The sequence below is a fragment of the Agarivorans sp. B2Z047 genome, from assembly GCF_023373605.1.
GTDB classification, from domain to species: Bacteria; Pseudomonadota; Gammaproteobacteria; order Enterobacterales; family Celerinatantimonadaceae; genus Agarivorans; species Agarivorans albus.
This window is the reverse complement of record NZ_CP088080.1, coordinates 2506387-2521763: the sequence shown is the minus strand read 5'-3', so window position 1 is coordinate 2521763 and position 15377 is coordinate 2506387. Positions and strand designations below refer to the sequence as shown.

At 43.6% G+C, this 15377-nt stretch carries 16 protein-coding genes; 9 read left to right on the top strand and 7 right to left on the bottom strand.

All coding sequences use genetic code 11. From position 1 onward, the window contains the following. Positions 1–5 precede the first annotated feature (5 nt). From hisH to hisIE, 4 genes are read left to right on the top strand one after another with little or no spacing between them, the layout of a single operon-like run. On the top strand, positions 6–614 hold the full coding sequence (hisH, locus tag LQZ07_RS11650) for an imidazole glycerol phosphate synthase subunit HisH (protein WP_152782481.1): 609 nt from the start codon (positions 6–8) through the stop codon (positions 612–614). Between the two features lie 3 nt (positions 615–617). Then, positions 618–1370 carry a 1-(5-phosphoribosyl)-5-[(5-phosphoribosylamino)methylideneamino]imidazole-4-carboxamide isomerase gene (gene hisA / locus LQZ07_RS11645; RefSeq protein ID WP_152782479.1) on the top strand — a complete coding sequence of 251 codons (753 nt, stop codon included), beginning with the start codon at positions 618–620 and terminating at the stop codon, positions 1368–1370. Continuing rightward, a complete protein-coding gene (gene hisF / locus LQZ07_RS11640) occupies positions 1360–2133 on the top strand; it encodes an imidazole glycerol phosphate synthase subunit HisF (RefSeq protein ID WP_152782477.1) in 774 nt (257 codons plus the stop codon). The genes hisA and hisF overlap by 11 nt, the downstream gene beginning before the upstream one ends. Then, on the top strand, positions 2130–2747 hold the full coding sequence (gene hisIE, locus LQZ07_RS11635; RefSeq protein ID WP_152782475.1) for a bifunctional phosphoribosyl-AMP cyclohydrolase/phosphoribosyl-ATP diphosphatase HisIE: 618 nt from the start codon (positions 2130–2132) through the stop codon (positions 2745–2747). Before hisF ends, hisIE begins: the two co-directional genes overlap by 4 nt. A 59-nt stretch (positions 2748–2806) precedes the next feature. On the opposite strand, the gene LQZ07_RS11630 is transcribed toward hisIE, so the two are convergent. From LQZ07_RS11630 to LQZ07_RS11615, 4 genes are all read right to left on the bottom strand, one after another. Continuing rightward, positions 2807–4663 carry a PilZ domain-containing protein gene (locus tag LQZ07_RS11630; protein ID WP_152782473.1) on the bottom strand — a complete coding sequence of 619 codons (1857 nt, stop codon included), beginning with the start codon at positions 4661–4663 and terminating at the stop codon, positions 2807–2809. A gap of 312 nt (positions 4664–4975) precedes the next feature. Beyond that, positions 4976–6637, bottom strand: coding sequence for a SulP family inorganic anion transporter (locus LQZ07_RS11625; RefSeq protein ID WP_194164139.1), 1662 nt, complete (start codon positions 6635–6637; stop codon positions 4976–4978). Between the two features lie 246 nt (positions 6638–6883). Further along, a complete protein-coding gene (locus tag LQZ07_RS11620) occupies positions 6884–7315 on the bottom strand; it encodes a gamma-glutamylcyclotransferase family protein (protein WP_152782469.1) in 432 nt (143 codons plus the stop codon). 13 nt (positions 7316–7328) lie between these two features. Further along, positions 7329–8216 carry an AraC family transcriptional regulator gene (locus LQZ07_RS11615; protein ID WP_152782467.1) on the bottom strand — a complete coding sequence of 296 codons (888 nt, stop codon included), beginning with the start codon at positions 8214–8216 and terminating at the stop codon, positions 7329–7331. A 174-nt stretch (positions 8217–8390) separates the two neighbouring features. On the opposite strand from LQZ07_RS11615, the gene LQZ07_RS11610 reads away from it, so the two are divergent. Both LQZ07_RS11610 and LQZ07_RS11605 read left to right on the top strand, forming a co-directional pair. Then, a complete protein-coding gene (locus tag LQZ07_RS11610) occupies positions 8391–9335 on the top strand; it encodes an SDR family oxidoreductase (protein WP_152782465.1) in 945 nt (314 codons plus the stop codon). 56 nt (positions 9336–9391) lie between these two features. Continuing rightward, positions 9392–9760 carry a DUF4345 family protein gene (locus LQZ07_RS11605; RefSeq protein ID WP_152782463.1) on the top strand — a complete coding sequence of 123 codons (369 nt, stop codon included), beginning with the start codon at positions 9392–9394 and terminating at the stop codon, positions 9758–9760. 60 nt (positions 9761–9820) lie between these two features. Here the strand turns inward: LQZ07_RS11605 and LQZ07_RS11600 are convergent, their stop codons facing one another. Beyond that, complete coding sequence (locus LQZ07_RS11600) at positions 9821–10669, bottom strand: ATP-binding protein (RefSeq protein WP_152782461.1); 849 nt, start codon at positions 10667–10669, stop codon at positions 9821–9823. A gap of 373 nt (positions 10670–11042) precedes the next feature. Here LQZ07_RS11600 and LQZ07_RS11595 point away from each other — a divergent pair, with 373 nt between their 5' ends. After that, positions 11043–11384, top strand: a complete 342-nt coding sequence (locus tag LQZ07_RS11595; RefSeq protein WP_016401117.1) for a zinc ribbon domain-containing protein YjdM — start codon at positions 11043–11045, stop codon at positions 11382–11384. An 85-nt stretch (positions 11385–11469) separates the two neighbouring features. After that, positions 11470–11931: a GDSL-type esterase/lipase family protein gene (locus LQZ07_RS11590; protein ID WP_152782459.1), complete on the top strand. Its 462-nt coding sequence runs from the start codon at positions 11470–11472 to the stop codon at positions 11929–11931. A gap of 202 nt (positions 11932–12133) precedes the next feature. Here the strand turns inward: LQZ07_RS11590 and LQZ07_RS11585 are convergent, their stop codons facing one another. After that, positions 12134–13384 carry a glycoside hydrolase family 88 protein gene (locus LQZ07_RS11585; protein ID WP_152782457.1) on the bottom strand — a complete coding sequence of 417 codons (1251 nt, stop codon included), beginning with the start codon at positions 13382–13384 and terminating at the stop codon, positions 12134–12136. Positions 13385–13494: 110 nt separating this feature from the next. Continuing rightward, positions 13495–14355 carry a polysaccharide lyase family 7 protein gene (locus LQZ07_RS11580; RefSeq protein ID WP_152782456.1) on the bottom strand — a complete coding sequence of 287 codons (861 nt, stop codon included), beginning with the start codon at positions 14353–14355 and terminating at the stop codon, positions 13495–13497. A 301-nt stretch (positions 14356–14656) separates the two neighbouring features. On the opposite strand from LQZ07_RS11580, the gene yfcE reads away from it, so the two are divergent. Then, positions 14657–15208 carry a phosphodiesterase gene (gene yfcE, locus LQZ07_RS11575; RefSeq protein ID WP_152782454.1) on the top strand — a complete coding sequence of 184 codons (552 nt, stop codon included), beginning with the start codon at positions 14657–14659 and terminating at the stop codon, positions 15206–15208. The last annotated feature ends 169 nt before the right edge of the window (positions 15209–15377 follow it).

Genomic DNA, 15377 nt, shown 5'->3' with positions numbered 1-15377 from the left:
CAAACATGAACGTAATTATTGATACAGGATGTGCCAACTTATCTTCGGTAAAATTTGCCGTAGAGCGTTTGGGCTTTCCAGTAACAGTGAGCCGCGATCCACAGGTAATTTTAGCGGCCGATAAACTGTTTCTACCCGGCGTGGGCACCGCCACCGAGGCGATGCAAAACCTAGCCGACCGCGAGCTTATCGACTTAGTAAAACAAGTTAAAAAGCCGCTATTGGGTATTTGTTTAGGCATGCAAATGCTGGCCGAATTCTCTATCGAAGGCGGCGCTAAACAAGCCGACGAGCCAGTGCCTTGCTTAGGTTTAGTGCCTGGCACTGTAAGCTTAATGCAACCGCAACAAGGGCAACGCCTGCCGCACATGGGTTGGAATCAAATTCAACCTAAAGCAGGCCACCCGCTGTTTAAAGGCATTGAAGCCGGCAGCTACTTCTACTTTGTACACAGCTACGCCCTGCCGGTAAACACCGCCACAATTGCCGAATGTGATTATGGCAACGCCTTTACCGCCGCAGTAAACAAAGACAACTTTTACGGGGTGCAATTTCACCCAGAACGTAGCGGCCAAGCCGGTGCGCAACTAATAAAAAACTTCTTGGAGATGTAACTCATGATCATTCCTGCTTTAGATTTAATCGACGGAAAGATTGTGCGCTTGTTCCAAGGTGATTACGCACAAAAAACCATTTATGGTGACGACCCACAAGCCCAGTTTTCTGAGTACCACAGCCAAGGTGCTGATTGGTTACACTTGGTTGATTTAGACGGCGCCAAAGATACCAGCGCTCGCCAACTCGACGTTATCGCCCAGCTACTGAAAAACACTCCAGCTAAAATTCAAATTGGTGGCGGTGTACGTAGCGAGCAAGATGTAAAAGACTTGCTCGACGCAGGTGCAGAGCGTGTAGTAATTGGCTCTACCGCAGTAAAGCAGCCAGAAGTGGTTGCCAAGTGGATGGAAAAATACGGCGCCGAGCACATTGTACTGGCGCTTGATATCAACATCGACGAGCAAGGCAATAAGGTAGTAGCAGTATCTGGCTGGCAAGAAGACAGTGGCGTAACCATTGAAGAGCTAGTGTCTATTTACTCGCCTGTTGGCCTAAAGCACGTATTGTGTACCGACATTTCTAAAGATGGCACGCTAGAAGGCTCAAACGTAAGTTTGTACCGAGAGTTATGTGCACAATACCCAGATATTCACTGGCAAAGCTCAGGCGGCATTGGCGATTTAAACGACATCGCAGCGCTAACCGATACCGGAGTAGCTGGCGTAATTGTTGGCCGCGCATTGTTAGAAGGTAAATTCAACGTGAAACAAGCCATAGCCTGCTGGCAGCAAGGAGGCAACAATGCTAGCTAAACGAATTATCCCCTGCCTAGACGTAAAAGACGGCATGGTAGTAAAAGGCGTGAAGTTTCGTAACCACGAAATTATTGGCGACATAGTTCCACTTGCCAAACGCTACGCTGAAGAAGGCGCAGACGAACTCGTTTTTTACGATATTACCGCCAGCTCAGACGAGCGCGTAGTAGATAAAAGCTGGGTAAGCCGCGTAGCGGAAGTTATCGATATTCCGTTTTGTGTAGCCGGTGGCATTAAAACTATTGAGGATGCCAACCGCACTTTGCAAAATGGCGCTGATAAAATCTCTATCAACTCCCCAGCTTTAGCCGATCCTAGTTTAATTACTAAGCTAGCCGACAAATTTGGCGTGCAGTGCATTGTAGTAGGCATCGATTCCTACTACTGCGACGAAACCCAACAATACCAAGTTAAGCAATTTACTGGTGACGAAAAGCGCACCGTAACCACTACTTGGAATACCTTTGACTGGGTGAAAGAAGTGCAAGCTCGTGGCGCGGGTGAAATAGTTCTAAACGTTATGAACCAAGATGGCGTGCGCCAAGGTTACGATTTAGAACAACTAAGCCGAGTACGCGAGATTTGTAATGTGCCTTTAATTGCCTCTGGCGGCGCAGGCGAAATGCAGCACTTTAAAGACGCCTTTAAGATTTCCGACGTAGACGGCGCATTGGCTGCTAGCGTATTCCATAAAAGCATTATTGATATTGGCGAATTAAAGCAATATCTCAAACAACAAGAGGTGGCAATTCGACTATGAGCCAGTTTGAAGAACTAAACCAAAAGATTAACTGGGACAAAGTCGAAGGCTTAATCCCTGCCGTGGTTCAGAACGACCACAGCGGCCAAGTGCTTATGCTGGGTTACATGAACAGTGATGCGCTAGCTAAAACCCTAGACACCGAGCAAGTAACCTTCTTTAGCCGCACTAAGCAGCGCCTATGGACCAAAGGTGAAACCTCAGGCAACGTGCTAAAGCTTAAAGGCATTACGCTTGATTGCGACCAAGACACGCTACTAGTAGCTGTTGACCCTATTGGCCCAACTTGCCACCTTGGCAACCCAAGCTGTTTTGACGGCCACCAAGAGCCAAAGCTGACCTTTATCGCCCAACTACAAGCGGTATTAGCCGAGCGTAAGTTAGCCGATCCAGAAGAAAGCTACACCGCTAGCCTATTCGCCCGCGGCACCAAACGCATTTGCCAAAAAGTGGGTGAAGAAGGTGTAGAGGTAGCCCTAGCAGCCATGGCTAACGACCGCGAAGAGTTAGTGAACGAAAGCTCAGATTTGCTGTATCACCTACTAGTATTGCTAGAAAAACAAGAAGTAGGCTTTGACGAAGTCGTGGCTTGTTTACAGGCAAGGCACAAGTAATAAACGACTATCTTGAAACTAAGAGTAGTTGGATATTTTCCGACTACCCTTAGTTCTAGCTAGAAAGCTAAATCGTTACTCTTTTCTCCTGAAAATTCTAAACCAAGCAAACAGTGCATGTAGTCAATATTACGCACTATGGCTGATGTTTCAGCATGCTCTTTTGATAGATTTTTTAGCTTCACAGCTTGGTTTTCCTTGAACTTTTCAATATTGTCCGGCGGGACTGAAACCTTCATCCCTCCCTTTGATACATCTACCACATCGGCCTCAAACGATATTGCATTGTAGTAAAATGTGCTAACAGCAACAGTCTCAAAGTTCAGAGGGGGTGTTTTGCGGGGAGAGTCTCTTCGGTTTAAACTTCGAACTCTCATGAACAAAGAATTAGTAGAGCCAGCCAAAGCGGATGTTACAATTAATAAGAAATAGTCTTGGGGAAGATAAATTTGATGTTCAACTAACAGATCAAATCGTTCCATCATGAGCATAACGATAAAACAAATCAAAGCCAAAACAATCGCCTGGCCTAAAGCTCCAAAGATTTTAGCTCGAAAATTACTGGATGTATTAAGTCCTATATATGTATCAAATCGGTAGCACATCAATAGTGACATTCCGGCCGGAATCATAGCCCATAAGCCAACCACTACAAAACTTTTTTCAGTAATAGGAGTATGACTCAGGAGCGAGCTTGTACACAAAAGAACTAAAGCGCAAGCAAACCAAGAAGCAGTGGATATTAAAACATACCTTGAAATGTTCCGACTGAACGATAAACCATTATCATATTTAGGCCTACCCCACCTACCATCTCTAATATATTTATTTCTTAGATGATAAGTCATAAATATAGCTGTTAAATATAAAAACAGGGAATATAGAAACCAAGTAAAGGCTGCTTCATATTCATCCGAAATGCCCATTGATAAAAGAATATTAGGAATGTCACCCCAAATTTTCTTAGACAGTACAACTAGAAAAAAACTTGTTACGAGAACACTAATAGACAACACCAACGCATGTTTTAATATTGAGCTAAAGGGAATTTTAGTAGAAATAACATTGTTCACCTCAAAGCCCAAGCTAACCATCTTGTTGTTCATCTGCTTGCTAGAAGAAGCTGAGCGGACTAGATAAGAAGTAAGCGCGGAATAAAGTATCTTCAACTCTGCTACTAGCTGCACATTTAGTTTTTGATAATTAATTTCATCACTACACTTGTAAGATTTAACTTTCTTTTCTAATACCCCCTTACGAGTCAACACGCCTAAGACATTAGCATTACTTTTATAAACGTCTATACCTGAGATTTTTCCTAACAGACAAAGGTATTGATATCTGTTGTAAAGAGTTATAAAGTCGTTTCTTCCAACTGAATCTCGAAAATCTTCATCATCATACCTAATAACCGAGGCCACCTTATTGAGTTCTTCACCCCGAATATTAGACGTCTTAATAAGCTGAAAAATATCTCTAGCTTTAGTAGGAATACGAGCCAACTGATGCAAATAAAGCTTAACCTCTAAAATGGACTTATTAATATATGGAACTTGCTCAATAAACCCACTAATGATGAGTGCTGATAAAATAATCCGGGATGGTTCATTAGGACTGACGTCGAGTATGGCACGTCCGCCAAATAATGCTCCTAAGATCTTACTAATAATAAAAAACAAAATTAACAACCAAACGATATATACTACACGAAGGCTATTATAAAAACCTATTCCAGATATTTTAGATGGGGAGGCTTCGTTAATAGAAATAAAATGATCTATATCTTCCGCTCCGTCATTATCTACTTTTATCTCAAAAGAGTAATTAGGCTCATTAAAAGAGCGCACTCCGTATAAAAAAACGATAAAGAAACCAAGGATGTAGGCATATAAACTATTATCTAAGAGTGACTCCATTTTCTCCACCTAAGTAAAATCAAACTCCTTTTGTGATATCTTAGTCAGAAATAGATACAAGCACCGTCCGATCGCTAACAAATACCATCGTTAGATGCAACCATAAAGTAAAGATTTGTTTACAATAATAAATAGGAATTTGTGAAGTAGCACAATCAGCTAAATACATAAGTAAAAGTAAGTAGAGTTAAGCCGTATTGGCACCTAACGGTACAAATACACACTAAAACGAACTTTAACTACAAACCAATGAACCATAGTTAGCTCCAGCACGACAACTAACATAGCGATGAAACCTATGATTAAGCAGTATTAAATTGCCGATCCTTGCTGCTCAACCTCTGCCTCAGCATTTATACGCTGCACCACCGCTAGTCCTTTTTCTAAGGCTTCAGTGCGGCTATCTACGATATGATCTTCATCTATCCAATCGCGGATCTGAATTTTCTCTAACTGGTGCATTGTTTGCTCGTTAGGGCTGTAGAGGAACACTTCACAGCCAGCATCTAAGGCATCACGCATGGCGTTTTCCAGCGCCAGCGCCACAGTGACGTCAATCATCGGCACTGCACTAAGGTCTAGCACCATGACTTTGTACTGCTCAACCGCGGCGTGTTGCCTGGCAATGGCTTTTGATACCCCAAAAATCATTGGCCCAGAGAGGTAGAAAAACAATAGCTGACCTTTTGCTTGGTCTAATAATTGGCGCTCTGAATCTTCAAGTGGCACACCGTCGTCGGCATCAGATATCGCTTTTACATTTTTCTCCTGAACTCGGCTCAGCTTTTCGATAGTAATTACGTTGGCAAGGAATACTCCTATGCCTACCGCGTAGATTAAATCGACAAAAACGGTAAGAAACAGAACACCATACATGATGCAAGTAGGCACTAAAGATACTCGGTGCGCGCGCTTAATGAAGCTCCAATCGAGAATATTTAGGCCAACATACATGGCAATACCCGCTAGAACGGCCAATGGAATAGGCTGGGTAAGCGGGGCTAACCACAGCACAACCAACAGCAGAATTACCGCGCGCACAATGCCAGAGAGCGGAGAGCTTCCGCCCACCTGAACATTCACTACAGTTCCCATAGTCGCGCCTGCGCCAGGTAAGCCACCAAACAGGCCTGAAACCGTATTTGCGATGCCCTGCCCCATTAACTCGCGGTTAGAGTCATGTTCTTTGCGGGTTAAGCTATCGGCAATTACTGCGGTAAGTAGCGTATCAATGCAACCTAGAGTGCCTAGCACTAAGGCATCAACCAGCATTTCGCTAAGCAGGCCCCAAGTAAAAGTAGGCCAAATAATCGATGGTAGGCCACTTGGTATCTCACCAATACGGCGAATCCCCTCGTCACTAAATAGCAGCATCGACACTAACGTAACCGCCACCAGCGCGACCAATTGTGGGGGGATTATTTTTTTGTATTTATTAGGCATGAACAAGAGCGCGCCTAAGGTCATCAGCCCTAATAGGAACTCGCCAAAGTGCATGTTTCGAATTAAGTCGGGAATCGCCTGCAGGGTTCCAAGTGCTCCACCAGCGGGAGTAGACTGGCCTAAAAAGGGCGCCAATTGGAGGATGACCAGAATGACACCCACGCCAGACATAAAGCCAGAAATAACACTATAAGGCATCAAGGTAATGTATTTACCGAGCTTAAGGGCGCCGAGGGCGATTTGGAATAGCCCGGCCATCATCACCACGGTAAATGCCATGGCGGGCCCATTTTCTGGGTGTTTGGCAATCATGGTGGTAAGTACCGCCGCCATTACTACGGTCATCGGGCCGGTTGGCTCCGAGATCAAGGTGCGCGAACCGCCAAATAACGCGGCAAACAAGCCGACTAAAATGGCGCCCCAAAGACCCGCTTGAGGCCCTGCTCCCGATGCAACACCAAACGCTAAAGCCATTGGTAGTGAGACGATAGCAGTGGTAACACCACCAAACAAATCGCCCTTAATGTTCATTGATTCAAACTTACCCTTAACCAAACCGCTACTCCTTTTGCTTGGACGCCCCAATTGTATTGAATTCTTTTGGAATTAAAACACTGAATATAGTGCGGTTATTAATTATTTCTCTTACGCCTTACAGATGCTAAGCGGTGGATTAGCATTAAAATCGGCGACTACAGCAGTTTGCATCACAGCCAAAACGTACAAACACCAAGTGATAAAAACTAGAACGAGTCATCTTCCCAATAAAGAAAGCGCCTAACAACTTACCGATTTCTCTCTGCTTCGATATAAATCGGCATGTTCTAGTAAGTATTCCCCAACTAATTCAAGCCTAATGTCTGCTGTTGCCGCCATCTCTGGCGGCTTACCATATACAATGGCGGCTAACTCTTTTCCTGATGTCACACATTCCACTTGAATGCTGAACTTTCGATATCCATCTGGCTCATGTACACGCTCTAAGTTGTCCATTTCTGCTAGTACTTGGTCCGAGACTAAGAAAACTTGCCCTTTCACCGGCTGGCCTTTGCCCTTATCAAGCACTAACCACGGCGAGTAACGGCTACCCACCAAATACAAAGGGTAACTTTCTTTGCTTACATAATCAGAGCCATGGCGAATGCCTTGGTTAAATTTAAAATTTGGGAATCCTTGTTTTAGCGTGCCAAATACAAACACTTTGTGCATATTTTTATCATCCTTAAGCGATGTTCTTTAAGAGGCCTTTAGACTGGCTCCACTGTTTAGGAGATTGCCCATACATCCTTTTAAACTCCCGACTAAATTGGGATGAGCTAACATAACCAACGGCCATTGCCGCTTCACTGACATTATTACCTGCGGCAATTTTCATAGCGGCTTGATTCAAGCGCATCGACTTCATGAATTGAATCGGCGACATCATTGTTGCTTGTTTAAACTTACGGTGAAATACCGCTCTGCTCATGCTAACTTGAGAAGCAAGCTGGTCAATGGTGACATTTTCGCTAAGGCGCTTAGATAGGTACTCAATAGAGCGGGCTATTTCGTTACCAACCCCAAAGGCTCGCCGCGCCGAGATGCCCGCTTCACCTTTTAACACCGCATAATAAAACTCGCGTAAACGGCTAGCGCCTAAAATAGCGCTATCCCTTGGGTTATCGCCCAATTGCAGTAGCCTTAATAGGGCATCAGAGAAGTTGTCATCCCAATTAGCTAGCGATAGGCCTTGCGCGCTATTTTTAGGATGCTTTATCACTGCCGCTGAGTTTTCCATTTCAATGGCTAGCTCGGTCATTACTTTTGTATCGAGAGAGATGTATACACCGAGCAAAGGCTCTTCTGGCGAGGCTTCTGGTGTACCCGCTTCTACTGGCATAGACATGGTGCAACACAGGTATTGGCTATTATCGTAGACATAATGATGCCCCTCGATTATCGCCTCTTTTTTACCACTGACAATAACCACAACTGTCGGCTCATAAACCGCTGGAGCACAAGGGATAGCAGTGGTTACTTTAAACAGATGAACCCCTTTTACTCCTGTCTCAACCATTCCTTCATCGCTGATGCGACTTTCTATCAGCTGTTTTATTTTTTGCCTAAACATATCATCCCCCAAGAACCACGATTGATACAAATAGGCAAATTTTAGCGCCAAATACGCCTACTAAATACACACAGTGAGAGTTAAAGTCATTACCAAGCAAAGATACTACGACAAATAAGGTAGTGCAATTAACTTTCGTTGCACTGTCCGAAGGCTGAATCAAGAGATTAGAAAATGAAAACAAAGCAATTTACCACTAAAGCTTGGACACCAAAGCAGATTGGCTCTCTAGCAGGAAAAACCTACGTAATTACTGGCGCCAACAGCGGTGCCGGATTTGAAGGCTCTCGCATCTTGCAGTCTAAAGGCGCAAAGGTAGTAATGTTAAATCGAAACCCTGTTAAATCTGTGGTAGCCATAGAAGAGTTAAAAGCCCAGCTGGGTAGCAATATTGAACTTAGCTGGATTCAAATGGATTTGGCTGAACTTGACTCGGTTAGGCGCGCAGCTAAACAATTACTAGAGTGCACCAGCAGCATTGAAGCGCTTATTTGTAACGGCGCGATTGCGCAAGTTGCCAAACAACAATTCACTAAAGACGGCTTTGAAAGCCAATTAGGTGTTAATCATTTTGGCCACTTCCTTTTGTGTGGCTTGTTATTTGAACGAATAGAGGCATCTCAAGGGCGCATTGTGATAGTAGGCAGTAACGCCTACAAAATGGGCTTAAAGAAAATTCAATTTGACGATCTTAACTTCGATGCTAATTACACGGCATGGAACTCTTATGCCCAAAGTAAACTAGCACAAATGATGTTTGGCTATGAGCTGCAACGACGAATTAAAGCCTCAGGTAAGCAAGTGCAAATACATGTTTGTCACCCAGGTGCGTCAAGAACTAACTTATTAAAAGACACGGCTAGCACGTTTAACAAAATACTCTGGGCTCTACTGTCTAGGCTAATTGCGCAATCTGCCGAAAAAGGCGCATGGCCAGAAGTAATGTGTGCCACCAAACAAGGCTTAGCGATAAACAAACTCTATGGCCCAACCAAACGCGCCGATACCGTTGGCCCGGTGGGTGAATGTTTATTAGATGAGGTAGCACTTGACCAACAAATAGCTCAGCACCTTTGGCAGTTATCTGAAGAAAACACCTCGTTTAACTGGAAGCTATAAGCTTGGCTAAAATCGACCAAGTTTAAAGTCATACTTAGCCCCAAAGGAGCAAAAAAATGATAGAAACTAGCTTATTGTTACGAGGCATTGGCATCGTATTGATCATTGCCGGCATTGTACTGGTATCTAATCCAGAATTAGTCAGTAACAAGGCAATTCCCGACAATACCTTTGATGCGATTGAACGCAGAATTTGGTGGGGCCTGTTAATTGGTTTTGGTTGTTTACTGATGTTTCATCATCAATTTCAGCCTTGGGTGACAAGCCTTGCTGCTACTAGCGCATCACTAATGTTTGGCCTACTTGTGGCAAGACTTATAGGAATAATGCTAGACGGTTCGGTAACAAAACAATGGTTATATGTAGGCTTAGAGTTAGTATTGTTAGCGCCATTGGTGTGGTGGTACCTTCGCGTTCGCGCATAACAAAGCCAGAGACCCGATTTATGGCGGGTCTGGCTTGTTAAGTATACAGCTCACGCTAAATTAAAGTGCTTTCGTGGCGACCACCTCTCCTACCTTGTTAATGGTTATTTCAACACTCTCTAAGGGTTGCTTTAGCTTAGCTAAGGCATTTTTCACCCACTTAGAGAGTCCACCACAGCAAGGCACCTCCATTCGCACAATAGTCAGGCTCTTAAGTTGACCATAGCGAATAAGCATATTGAGTTTTTCCACATAAGCGTCTTGGTTTTCATCCAGTTTTGGGCAAGCAATAAGTAGCTTTTTCCCGTCTAAATAGCTGCTGTGAAAATCGGCTGCGGCAAACGCGCTACAATCGGCAGCGAGTAACAAGTCCGCGCCCACAAAAACTGGATTGGCGCTGTTAATAAGATGTAATTGAATAGGCCAATGGCTTAAGGCGCTAGTTGGCGCACTTCCATCACTTGATACTTGGTTTGGCTCACCTTTATCTCGAACAAGCACCTGCTCTTTTTTACCGGGGCAGCCTGTAGTTGAGGCCTCATCGGACACTTGTTTGTGAGAGGGCACATCTATTCCCTGCTCCGCCAAGACCTGTAAGGCGATTTGGTAATAATCAAATTCTTGATGCTCTAGCATATGTTCTAAATGGGCTTTAATTACATCTGGCCCACCTTGTATGATGTTTTCCATGACTTTTCGTTCGTCATAAGCGCTAGCTTCACGCTTTACCACAGTCATTGCGCCTGTGGGACAATGTCCCAAGCAAGCACCTAGGCCATCACACATTAAGTCGCTAATTAAGCGAGCTTTTTGGTCGATGATTTGCAAGGCACCTTCATAGCAAGCAGGCACACATTGACCACATCCGTCGCATAGCGCTTCATCTATTTCTATTATCTCGCGTAACATAGCTTCCCCACACTTTCTGCTTATTGAAAGCTAGGCTGCAATATCAAAGCCAGTGAAAACATAACTTAAGTGGCTGATATTTCGTTCAAACTCAAAGAGAGATGAAATAAAGCAAACAAGTAAATGTAAGCTTTGTGCTAAGTGCGACAGTTTTAAACTACATACTTGGAATGTGTTGAAAGGCCATCCAAGGGTGAAAATTTACTCAGATACTGCCATTACCCGCAGCAATCTTAGCTAAGCGCTAGCTGGCAGAGTCATTCTTACTTATAATGTCCCTACAAATATTAGGTACTAGTTTACTAGTACTGCTATGGCTTAAAGCGTTACCTTCGCTTTGCCACCATAAACTAAAGATTAAAGAGAAAATATCATGAGCGATCTGCCTCCATGCCCAGAATGTGAATCAGCCTATGTATACCAAGATGGTTCACTACTTATTTGCCCTGAATGCGCGCATGAGTGGAACCCTAACGAAGTTGTTGTTGACCCTGATGCCATTGTACTTAAAGACGCTGTAGGCAATTTACTGGCAGAAGACGACAAAGTTACCCTGATTAAAGACCTAAAAGTGAAAGGGTCGTCGTTAGTGCTAAAAGTTGGTACTAAAGCGGTAATTAAACGCTTTGTAGATGCTGATCATGACATCGACTGTAAGGTAGATGGTCACGGCCACATGATGCTTAAATCTAAATTTGTTAGAAAACAAAACTAGGTGAACTCAGTTCTATCGCTAAATAAAAACCTGCACTAGCAGGTTTTTTTATACTCTTTAGCCACACAACAATAAGGAACACACTTTGGCAATCAATAAAGTACTGTGTTTTGGCGACTCTAATACTTGGGGTTACTCCCCGACTACTGGGCAACGTATGTCAGCCGACTCTCGTTGGCCGGGGGTTATGGGGAACTTGCTTGGCGAGCCTTACCAAATTATTGAAGCTGGACAACCCGGCAGAACCACCTTTCCCAGCTCATCAAGCTTTGGTTTAAGCAGCGGCATAGATGCCTTATTGCAAGACACCCAAAAACACCAGCCTGACTGCTTAGTATTGATGTTAGGCACTAATGATTTTTATCCAAAATTTCAACTTGCAGTAGAGCAGATAAGTGACAACCTTGAGCGAATGGTTGTTGAGCTAGACCAGCATTGTGTAAAGCAAGGAATAGCAAGCCCAAAAGTGTTGTTAGTTGCTCCACCAGCAATAGATGAAACAGGCCCTTTCGGTCTGCACTTTAAAGGCTCGCAAGCTAAGTCTTAGCAACTTGCTGGCTTACTCGAAGCTAAAGCACAAAAGCTTAGCTGCGCGTTTTTTGATGTAAACAGCATTATTAAACTTGAACAACAAGATGGCGTTCATTTAAGCCCTGAGCAACATAAGCAAATTGCTGAAGCGCTTGCGGCAAAACTGGCGTTTATCAGCCAGTAAGCGTAACTAAAGCCTCAGGTAGAGGCTTTAATCATTACAAACCAAAATGCTTAGGGAGTTTGCGAGGCGCCCATTGTTGCCAACGATATAAAGCCTCTATGAAAAAGTAATCGCCAAAAATAGTGCCGACTTCTGGCTCGCCCCACTTTTCTGAGCCTTTCAACAAAATACTTTGGTAGTTGTTGTCCATTGCTAAATATTTAGGTGTAGAAAGTGACGCTAGCATTTGTTGTGCGTCGTTTATGTACTTCTCTTGTTGGGTTATCTTGTAAAGCTCGATGAGTGCTGATGCCACAATCGCCGTAGCAGAACTATCTCGAGGGTTATCATCATCTATTGGAGCGTCAAAGTCTGAATACGGCACCAAGTCTTGAGTTTGTTGTTTGGTGCTTTCAATAAAGTATTCATAAGACTTGATTGAGCGCTCTAGCATCCGTTCTAAACCCGTGTAACGATAATACATAGCATAAGCATAAACCGACCAAGCTTGGCCTCTTGACCAAGTTGATTCCGTTTTCCAGCCTTGATGGGTTCTTTTCTTAACTACTTCACCACTGGGGCTATAACTCACTACATGGTAGGTGCTGCCATTTTCTCTTACGCCATGTTCCCAGGTTTTATCTGCATGTGAGATCGCCATGTTGGTGAACTCGGGCTTGTTGGCATGTTTGCCTACCCAAAGCACCAATTCCATATTCATCAACTGATCAATATTTACTTCAAAAGGCAACCGAGTGGGATTACTAATCCCCTGCCGCCAAGACCGAAATGCGCCGATATCTTTGTTGTAACGCTGTTTCACTAAGGTAGAGGCACCATCTATCAATACTTGCTTGTAATCATCGCTAGGCTTTTCACCAATGGTGTAGCCTAAACCAAAACTGTTAAAAATTTGAAAGCCAGTATCATTGTCAGTGGCATAAGCGCGTGACCTTACCCCTTCTGTCCAATGTTCAGCATACTGCTGCCATTGGCCATTATCACTTAGTGCATTTAGATACCAAAAGATGCCCGGTATAAATCCGCTACACCAGTTTTTAGAGTACTCATGCTGCCACTTTCCCGCATCATTGGTATAGGCTGTAAACCAATGTTTGTTACTGTTTAATGCCTCGGAGGCAAGCAGTTCAGATTTGCTTTCGATAAGCGCCATAACGCTTTGCGGGGGCGCTTGGCTGGCTACCGCTTGTGCGTTTACAGACAACATGCTTACCGCTAATCCTGCGACAACAGCGTTTTTAAGCTTGGCCAGTCCAAAATAAAAGTAGATAGAAGAAAGGGGCATAGTTACCTCATAGTTTGGTACGGTGTAAAGTGAAGAAACTCAGCAAATAGCTACTAGCAGGCTAAGGGCTCTCGTGTGGCGGCACACGAGAGCTAACCAGGTGCAGGCTTCTATTTAGGCTCAGCTGCTGAGTACTCAAGCTTGTAGAAATGTGCTTCACTCATACCATGGGTAAATTGATTGTATACGCCGGCTTTAAAGTAACTTAACAGGTGACGCCAATAATCAATGTCGTGCTTAACTAGGTTGGTACCATCTACGTCAACCGATAGCGTTTTGTTGCCTACAGTAATATCAAAAGCGGTAGTTTTGCCTGTCGGCGCCTTACCCAAATCAATGTGGCTATAAGCAACATCAGGCTTACACATATTTTTGTCTTTGTTTTTTTTACCAAAGGACCCTTTGCAAATGACTGCATTGTTTTTGATGATTGCCCAAAAGTGACCTTTCATGCCATTAGCATCACGCTTCCATACCACCCTTAATAAGGGGTGCGGTACATTGTGTGTGCCTTCGTCATCTAAGCCCTTGTTATGCACTTGTAGAAAAGTAATCTCATCTTGTTTTGAGTCTGAGTTTTTCATTGACGCTTCAGGGTCAATCATTTCAACTTCGGCGCGTAATGAGTAAAAATGATCAGGTAAATCGGTACGGAAGTTTTTATGCACCCGAACTTCATTACGTAAATGATCGTTCTTCATTTTAAAGACCAGCGCTTCGCTTGTTTTATCTACATAAAAGTAAGGATTTACGATGCCAGTAAAATCTCCATCTAGCGCAAAGTATTCCTTATTGCCTTTCTTACCTTCAGCATCTGAAATTTGCAGCTCAGATTCACTTAAAACATGTTGAAACTGAGGATAGTTAACCGGCTCGCCCAAGCTACCGTTGTTATCAGAAAACTGAACATTGGCTGAGGCCAATGTGGAAACAGCAAGTAAAGCAGATAGAGCGAGTAGATGGTTTTTCATAAGGTCTCATTAATGTAGTATCATCATACTAATAAATATTTAGCATATTCGAACAACAATAAAAGCCACTTAACACGATAGTGTGCACCAAGGCTCAAAAGTAATGAGTTAGAACTAGCTTAACGAATTGTTAGATGAGCAGAACTATTTTGCGTTGTTGGATTCTTAAGACTTGGCGTAGGGAGTTCTCACTATTAGTTGTTCTTGCCTGTTCAGTTTCCTATTTAAAGCGCTAAAATAAACGCCCAAGGCGCTAAATTGGCTTTAGCAGCTCTTCTCAGTTTCACTCAAAGGACAACTTATGCTGTTTGTATGTTCTGATATTCATGGCGACTACCAAGCCCTAACACTCACTTTAGCCGCTTTTAAACGCAGCGGAGCTTCGCATTTAGTCAGCTTGGGCGATGTACTTAACCACGGGCCTCGTAACCCCGTGCCCGCTCACTATGCACCTTTAAAGGTTGCGGAAGACTTAAACAATATCGCTGATAAAATTATTGCGGTTAGAGGGAATTGCGATAGCGAAGTGGATCAAGCCCTGTGTCACTTTCCACTATTAGCTGAATACAACCAAATGCTTTTAGGAACACGCAAAATATTTTTGTGTCATGGCCACAATTATGGACCAAACAAACTGCCGCCTTTAAGCCCTGGAGATATATTGGTGAGCGGCCACAGCCATGTTCCGCAAGCCCAACAACAAGACGGGCACTTTGTGCTTAATCCCGGCTCGGTATCAATGCCTCGACAAGACTGGCAAGCCAGTTACGCTTTAATCACTGAACAGCAAATACAAGTATGTAGTCTTGTTGAACACCAAGAGCTACTGAGCTGCCCTTTAGATAAAAACTAAGCTAACAGCTAGCAGAGCCAGCCTCTGTTAGCACTAATTTGCTTTGACTTATTAGTTAAAATCGCCGTGCTTACCGGCGAACATTGCGCATGTGATACAAGCTGTTCCCACCACAAACTGTGATGTACAGCAAAATTTATAAATGAAACTCTCAAAAACAAAGAGCAAT